The 7,060-nt window shown below is 42.5% G+C and carries 5 protein-coding genes; all 5 read right to left on the minus strand.

Going from position 1 to position 7,060, the window contains the following annotated elements:
• Nucleotides 1–5 precede the first annotated feature (5 nt).
• The 5 genes from D0T49_RS03900 to D0T49_RS03920 all read right to left on the minus strand — a co-directional run bounded on the left by D0T49_RS03900 (nucleotide 6) and on the right by D0T49_RS03920 (nucleotide 6,920).
• On the minus strand, nucleotides 6–1,874 hold the full coding sequence (locus tag D0T49_RS03900) for a hypothetical protein (protein WP_163629282.1): 1,869 nt from the start codon (nucleotides 1,872–1,874) through the stop codon (nucleotides 6–8).
• Between the two features lie 192 nt (nucleotides 1,875–2,066).
• Nucleotides 2,067–5,672, minus strand: a complete 3,606-nt coding sequence (locus tag D0T49_RS03905; RefSeq protein WP_163629283.1) for a hypothetical protein — start codon at nucleotides 5,670–5,672, stop codon at nucleotides 2,067–2,069.
• A 12-nt stretch (nucleotides 5,673–5,684) separates the two neighbouring features.
• Nucleotides 5,685–6,086, minus strand: coding sequence for a hypothetical protein (locus D0T49_RS03910; RefSeq protein WP_163629284.1), 402 nt, complete (start codon nucleotides 6,084–6,086; stop codon nucleotides 5,685–5,687).
• A 125-nt stretch (nucleotides 6,087–6,211) separates the two neighbouring features.
• Complete coding sequence (locus tag D0T49_RS03915) at nucleotides 6,212–6,754, minus strand: DUF6808 domain-containing protein (protein WP_163629285.1); 543 nt, start codon at nucleotides 6,752–6,754, stop codon at nucleotides 6,212–6,214.
• 22 nt (nucleotides 6,755–6,776) lie between these two features.
• Nucleotides 6,777–6,920, minus strand: coding sequence for a hypothetical protein (locus D0T49_RS03920; RefSeq protein ID WP_163629286.1), 144 nt, complete (start codon nucleotides 6,918–6,920; stop codon nucleotides 6,777–6,779).
• Nucleotides 6,921–7,060: the final 140 nt, after the last annotated feature.

A 7,060-nucleotide genomic window follows, 5' to 3' on the forward strand; every position in this document is an offset into this window, starting at 1 on the left:
TTTTTTCAGTCCTCGTACTTCTTTATGGTACGGTAGTTTATCTCGATAAGACGGACTCCTGTATCGGATATTTCGTACTTCATGCTCTCCATTAGCAGGGGTTGGCCGTCTATCAGGTCGGGCTGCGTTTTATCGTATCGCATAATGTCTACCGTATCCAGATTCAGGTTGGTTTGCACCGGTTGGAACGAGTGCCGGAGCACATTGTCGAAACGTTCCCAAAAGCGGTGGTACAATCCTTTGTCGCCCCCATACACCAGGTGCAGGTTGCCATTGGGCACTCCTGCGTTGTTGAACGAGTAAGTGGTTCCGTAAAAACAACGCTCAACATTGGCGTTGTTGTTTTCAGCCACAGCCCTGCCATGTGCATAGCAGAACATGATAGGGCAATCTTTTCCTACCTTATCTTCGTTGGTAGTATTGTCGCTGTATTGGATAACAGAGTTCTTCTGCCGGACTTTATCTACAAATGGTGTTATAACCCTTGGTACCATTGTGCTTGATTTCCATTTAGCACTTAAAAATGCTCTTACGATAGGCACATAGTCATCAGTAGACTGATACTCCATCGTTTCCAATTCGTCATTTTCTTCGAAATAATCCCATCCATCTTGTCCTATTGTATCTGTAATAAGATATTCTTGTCCGGAATCAATAATACTTCGGCGTTGTACGTACAGTAAATAATTCTGAGCAAAATAAACTCCTACCGGGGCTGTCTGTGTTTCAGAGTAGGTTTGTTTAGGAGTTACATTAGGAAATATTTTTTTGAACGCCTGATAACTTTCGTAGGAGTTTACGAAGAAATAGTAGTTGGATGCGTTGATACTCTTTTTCTGTGTGAGCTTTACGGTTTTTTGCTTTTCGTATCCGGCAACGGGGTACATATTTATTTTTTGCGAAACATTGTTGTAGTTCGTATTGCTTAAAATATCGTTCCAGAACACCACTTTTACGCTTACATTGTCTTTCTGGAGAAAGAAATCGCATCCGAACTTGTAGCGTATCGCATCGAGAAACTCGGTTACCGTACAGTTGGGTACGAGCTGACCGTAATTGAACACTCCTTTGAGTATGGCATCGACGGTATTGTTGAGCACTACCATCTTTTTCAAATCAGGGTCGGTGTCGAACAGCGATTCCTGCAGATTGAACCCGAAATAATTGAACAGGCGGCGCAATACTACGCTTAGTTTCAGGAAAGGAGTAACTCCATAACCGATAGGAAAATCTATTGTTTTACCATCTATGCTGACACTATAAGTACGGTATGCCGATAAGCGGTAATAGGCATTCCCATTCCGGTCGGTTTTAGTAGCTGCAGTCCACAATCCATTGTTGGTGGGTACTGCCACATGATTCAGGAAGTCATGGTATTCGGTTTCATTAAATTCAGTACATACCGGGAATACGTGGAATTCTTCCGTCTTATCACCACACATCACCCGGTCCATATAATCAACGCACTGGACAACCTTTTCTGCCGTGCTACCATAGAATATATCGAATATCATCGTTCCAAACACTCCCTCCATAGTTGCATCTTTTATCCGATTGTTAATTTCGCCTTCGTCGAGCAGAAAGGTTACTTTGATGGGTTGGTACTTTTGCGCCGATGTTACTACCATGTTTGCTACAAGTTGGAAACTTCCGGCCATGATAATCACTTCACGCTTGGCCATGTATTTTCGCCGACGGTCGTACCGGTGTGGAAAGTCCAGAATACGCAGATTATTGTCGGTATACTCCAGTGCGGTCTGCAGGGTGATGCTCCCTTGTGTTGTGAGTAGGGGCTGTGTTTCCAGTACGCTTATCTTCATGCCTGCAGGCAGGTCGTACCGTTGCCCGGTGGATTTGTCTATTATTTGAATCATTTGTTAGTTACGAGTTACGAGTTACAAGTTAGTAGTTAGTAGCGAGTAGCGAGTAGTTAGTAGTTAGATTTTAGAGCCAAGAGCCAAGAATCAAGAATCAAGAACCAAGAACCAAGAGTTAGGAGTCAAGAGTCAAGAGACTGGACGGATTATTGCTTTTATTCTTACTTCTTATTTCTGAATTCTGAATTCTTACCTGTTCCCCAAGTTCATCGAACTGTTATATTCATCGTTGGCTGTTTTGAATTCAGACATGTTCCAATCGCCCCGGACACGGGTAATCGCAAACTTATCTACTGCCCGGGCAAATGTACCGATGCTTTCGGAAAGGCTTGTTTCGGCCTGTGTGATACCGGATGGAAGCACGTCTGTACCATTGTATCCACCGTCGGAAAATCCATTGGGTAACGGATTTTTATTCGTTCGTTTCCTTCTTACTGCTTCAATCCTGCGTACAAGCGGTATAAGTGCAGGGTTTTTCATTTCGGGTTGTGCCACGATGTATTCTCCTTTATGAACGTTCTTTCCGTTAGCGAATGTGCCGGCATACTCATACCGGCCACCATCGCCGGTATATCCACTCATTTCGGAATGGTTGAACCCACCATCGGCAAAGCCATCGTTCATCACTACTTTTCCACTGACGTTGCTCCCCGACAAGGTGGATGGAGCTTCGAGCGTGGTGGCTTTTACCGCTTTGCGCTGTTCGTTGGCTGCTGCTATCTGGGCTATGGTGGTAATACCGATTAACCCTGTAAGTACCCCTGCCATGATTTGCCCTGCCGGAGGCGGTATGGTCATAGCACTTGCCCATGCATTCATCACAGCCAGTGCCGACGCTGCGAGTATCTCGGCCGACTTGATAGCGAACTGTGCATCGGCAAACTGTTTTTCTATTTCAAGCTCGTTTTTGCGCTGTTCGTAGTCCAGTTTTTCCTTCTTCTGGTTATATTCTTCCTGGCTTATCGTTTTGTTGTCGAGCTGCTCCTGCAGTGCACTGAAATCTTTCTCGTAGTTAGCCTGCGAACGGGCTACTTGTGCTTCCTGAATGGCATTAATGGTATCTGCAGCAGCCGAAATAATTTTCTGTACTTCCTGAATATACTCTCCGGCGTATTTAAGTTGAAGCCCTTTTCTTGCTCTTTGGTACTCTTCTTCAGAGATTAGTTTATTGTCGAGCGACTCTTTCAGGGCTTTCAGTTCCAGTTCGTACGATTCTTTGAGCGATGTAAGCCCGTATTGGTCGCGAACAGCTTTTCGGCGTTCCTGATACGTTTGTTCGTCCGTTATTTTCCCGTCGTTAATCTGGTTTTGAGTTTGACGGATGGCTTCCTCTGTTTGCTCAATCTCTTTTTTCTGTTCGTCGGTGGGATTGGTCAGCAGTTTGAGTGTGGCCAGATAATCCTGTTGCGACTTGAGACGGTCAGCCAGTGCTTTGTTCTGAATCTGTTTTAATTCCTGGTCGTACTGTGTCTGTGTTTTTATCCCGTCGGCCAGTTCTGCTTTCAGTGCAGCTATTTTAGCACTCTCTACTGCACTAATGGCTTGCAGTTCCTGTTGGCCTGCAGTACGGATGTTCCGGAGGATAGCCTGGTCGGTAGCCTTCATCATGTCTACCTGCTTTTTTGCTCCATCGTCCCTTATCTTTTGCTTATTGGCCTCGTGCTGTTCCGTGAGTATTTCGAGAGCCTTATTTTGTTCGGCTGTCAACTTTTCGGGATCTCCATCGATACCGGCATCTTTTTTTGCTTTTTCGAACCGATTGTCCTCTGCTTCCATAGCAATTTCGGTAAGCCGTGCCTGGTAATCGCTTTCGATACGGAGCTGCTCCTGTAGTTCTTCCATGGTGAGCTTATTGCGCTCTTTGCCGAATAGGCCTGCTGCCTTCAGGCGGTCGTTGTATGCCTTGGTTTCAGCATCGATGAGTGCCTGGGAGTCAGCCAGTATTTTTTTTAGGTTTTTCTCCCTTTCCTTTGCTTGCTTTTTTTCTTCGTCGGTTGGGGTATTTGTTCCGGAACCAAAGCGTTGCTCATATATCTGTTTGGCAAGTTCCAAATGTTTATTTGCTGCATTAGCTTCATTTTTTATCCATTCGTCAAGTTCTTTTTTTGTTGCAGCATTGAATTGTTGACGGTGTTTAATAAGCTCTTTTTGAGCATTAATCTGATCCTCCAGTGTTTTTCCGGATAATTCTTTTATTTCTTCTTCCGCTCCTAAAATAAGTTGTCCATATTCCTGAATTTCTTTTTCAAATTGTTTCATTTCTTCAGGAGAATAAGCATGGCGTACAGTGTATGTCTCTCCATGCTTCCTATCAGTTATGGTTTCTTCATAATATCCTGTGCTATATTTTTTTTGAGCAATGTCTAATTTTTTCGAGAACTCATCAATATCTTTCTCAGCCTGTTTTATTGCATCCCGGTGTGTGTACTGCAGGCGTGCCTTTTCGGCCTCAATATAGTCATACACCTTATCTGTGTTAATTGAAAGAATATTACCATATTCATCAAATTTTGTTACTATCCCCGGTATATTATCAGATAAAGTATTCATAATACCATTCAATTCCTCTTGTTCTGTAGAGTTCAATTCGGTTTTAGTACTCAGTTCGTCGTACCGTTCTGCAAGCGGACGTATATTGACCTCTAATTCAGATACTTTTGTTATCTGGTCGTCTAATACCTGTGAGGCATTGCGTGTATCTCCTGCTAATTTGGTAATTGAATCGGCAATATTTCCGGAGATATTATTCCAAAGATCTCCCAACCATTTGAAACGCTTTCCCACTGCAAGCTGAGCATTCTCCCACTTTACAGAAGCCTGTTGTGCTTTATCGGCACTGGTCAAAGCAAGATCGCCCTGTTTCTCCAGTTCTTCGTTTACAATCTCAATAGCAGCTCCAGCAAAATCTCCTGTTTTCTTCACCTGTTCTTGTAGTTTTGAAGCAGATATTCCCAGATTATCCAGTATTAGTGGTGATTTCCTTCCGATACCATTTATAATGGAGTCTACCAGATAATCTACACTTTCGCCTGTTTCCTGAGCACGTTGTTGAGCGAACTTTAATAGTTTCCCAAGATTGTCAAAAGGAATTCCAAAATTCTGTGCTTTCACTGCTGTTTGCATCAGTTGGAAATCGGAAATAAGCCCTTTGGTATCTTGTCGGAGATTTTTTAATAAGTCAGGTTGATTCAGTTTGTCAAAAGCAGTAGATACACCTTCGGCCTTAGATGCAATTTCGATACTTTGTTTTACGAACTCTTTAGCCTGCTGTGCCGCTTTTCCTAAGAATTGAGTGAATTTAATACCTAATCCTCCGAGGAAAACAGCTAATCCACCTCTAATAGTAGAAAATGATTTGTTGACCTGTTTATTTTTTCCGTTCAGGTCGTTAATGCGGTTAGTTACTTTTCCCAGTTCTTTTTCCAGTTTGGCATAAGCCTCCGGATTAGTGGCTTTTGAAGTATGGTTGAGCTGCGTTTGCAGTTCTTTTGCCCTTTTCCGGAGTTGTGCCATAGTCAGGGCCTCAATGCCCATTGATTTTTCAAGCTCGTCTACCTTTTTCTTATTTTCGGAAATAGTCTTATTATTTTTCTTGATTTCTGCGTCCAGTTTTTTATATTCGTCACTTTCTTTTTTGCCTGCAGCAATCAGGTCGTTCATCGATTTACGAAGCGACTTATTTGTCGCCTCCAGTTCTTTATTCTCTTTGTTCAGGGAGTGGATACCTTGCTGTGCTTTGGAAGAATCCACATCGAGTATCCATTTTATTTCGTCGTCCTTTAGTTTTTTTGCCATGATAGTAATGTTTTATTCTCCGAAATCGATGGTTAATTGCAGACCTGCAGCTTCGAGGCGTTTACGGATAGCTTCCCGAATTTCATCTGTCAGACCGTATTTAAGTTCAGGGAGAGTTTCTCCATACAACACGCCCCACACAGTCCGGTTGTACAAGTGAAGATCCGAACGTAGTTTATCATTGTACCGGATGTCCTGGAATCGGAGGTAGTTGAGAATGCGAACAGTGACAGTGTAATGCTCAGATTTAACATCAAGTCCGAATTTCCGTTCTTCCAGGTTTGCAAATAATCGTCCGGTTCGTTGTTGTAATATTTCGTGGGCTATTTCTGATTGTAACTCAAATACCTTATTCGTGCCGGCACGCAGTGTTTTTGTTACAAATCCGTCTTTGATTATTTTATCCGAAATCATAATTCGCTATTTTATAAGCGAAAATAATCTTACGAGTGTGGGTTGTAAAGGACAAAAAAGCCCCGACTTATCGCAAGCCGGGACTAATCTAAAAAACCATGAAAAATTGAACAATTGTAGTTATTTTACCACGAAAAGATATTATACTGTATCCCTACACCTATATAGGGCGAGAACCGCCCGAAATCCGTACCATATCCCACCTGTATGCCTACACCCCACTTAGGGCGTTTGTATTCTATTTTAGGCACATACACCGTGTTGGTGATAGTTTCTTTGGGGATGAATAAATTAAGGCTATCGAGATTTGGTTTATAGCCCGAAACGTAAGCCTCGTAATTATCACCTTCGTACACTTTTTGGCTAATGGGAATATCCACTACGGTCGAGTCGTTATCCGTACCATGAAGTATAAGTGTGTCCGTCTGCCACTTGATAACCGTTTCCTTAACGATCTGCGTTTCAACTATTCTTATTGTGTCGACAATATAGATAGTATCGCTTTTTATTGTTTCGATGTATATAGGCTCAGATGCTTTATTTGAAAAAATACAAGGGAGCAAAAAAGAGGCTACAAATAAAATAAGACATGTGAAATAAACAAGGTATTTCACAATCTGCCTTTTATTTGTAGTTTTCTCTAACAAAAGCATATCTTTTGTTTTCATCCTTCGATTTCGTCTGATGTTTTCATATCTCTAAATTTTTATTCCACATATCCAACCGCGCCACTTGCTCCCAATTATTGGGGTGATTGCGCCACCGATAGTAACGGATGAGCAAAGCTGCGTAGTTACGGATAAGCTTGCGGATTCGTTTTATAATTACTGGCATATTGGCACATTAAGATATTGACACATTAATCCGGTATCTCCAAATAGGGCGTAGGTTCCACCCAATTACCCCCTACGTAACCGTTACCCTGCCACACACCGCCTGTTTTAGCTGTAAAATGCAAGTGTGGTCCTGTACTC

Source organism: Paludibacter sp. 221 (assembly GCF_010501035.1).
Taxonomy (GTDB): domain Bacteria; phylum Bacteroidota; class Bacteroidia; order Bacteroidales; family Paludibacteraceae; genus QVMH01.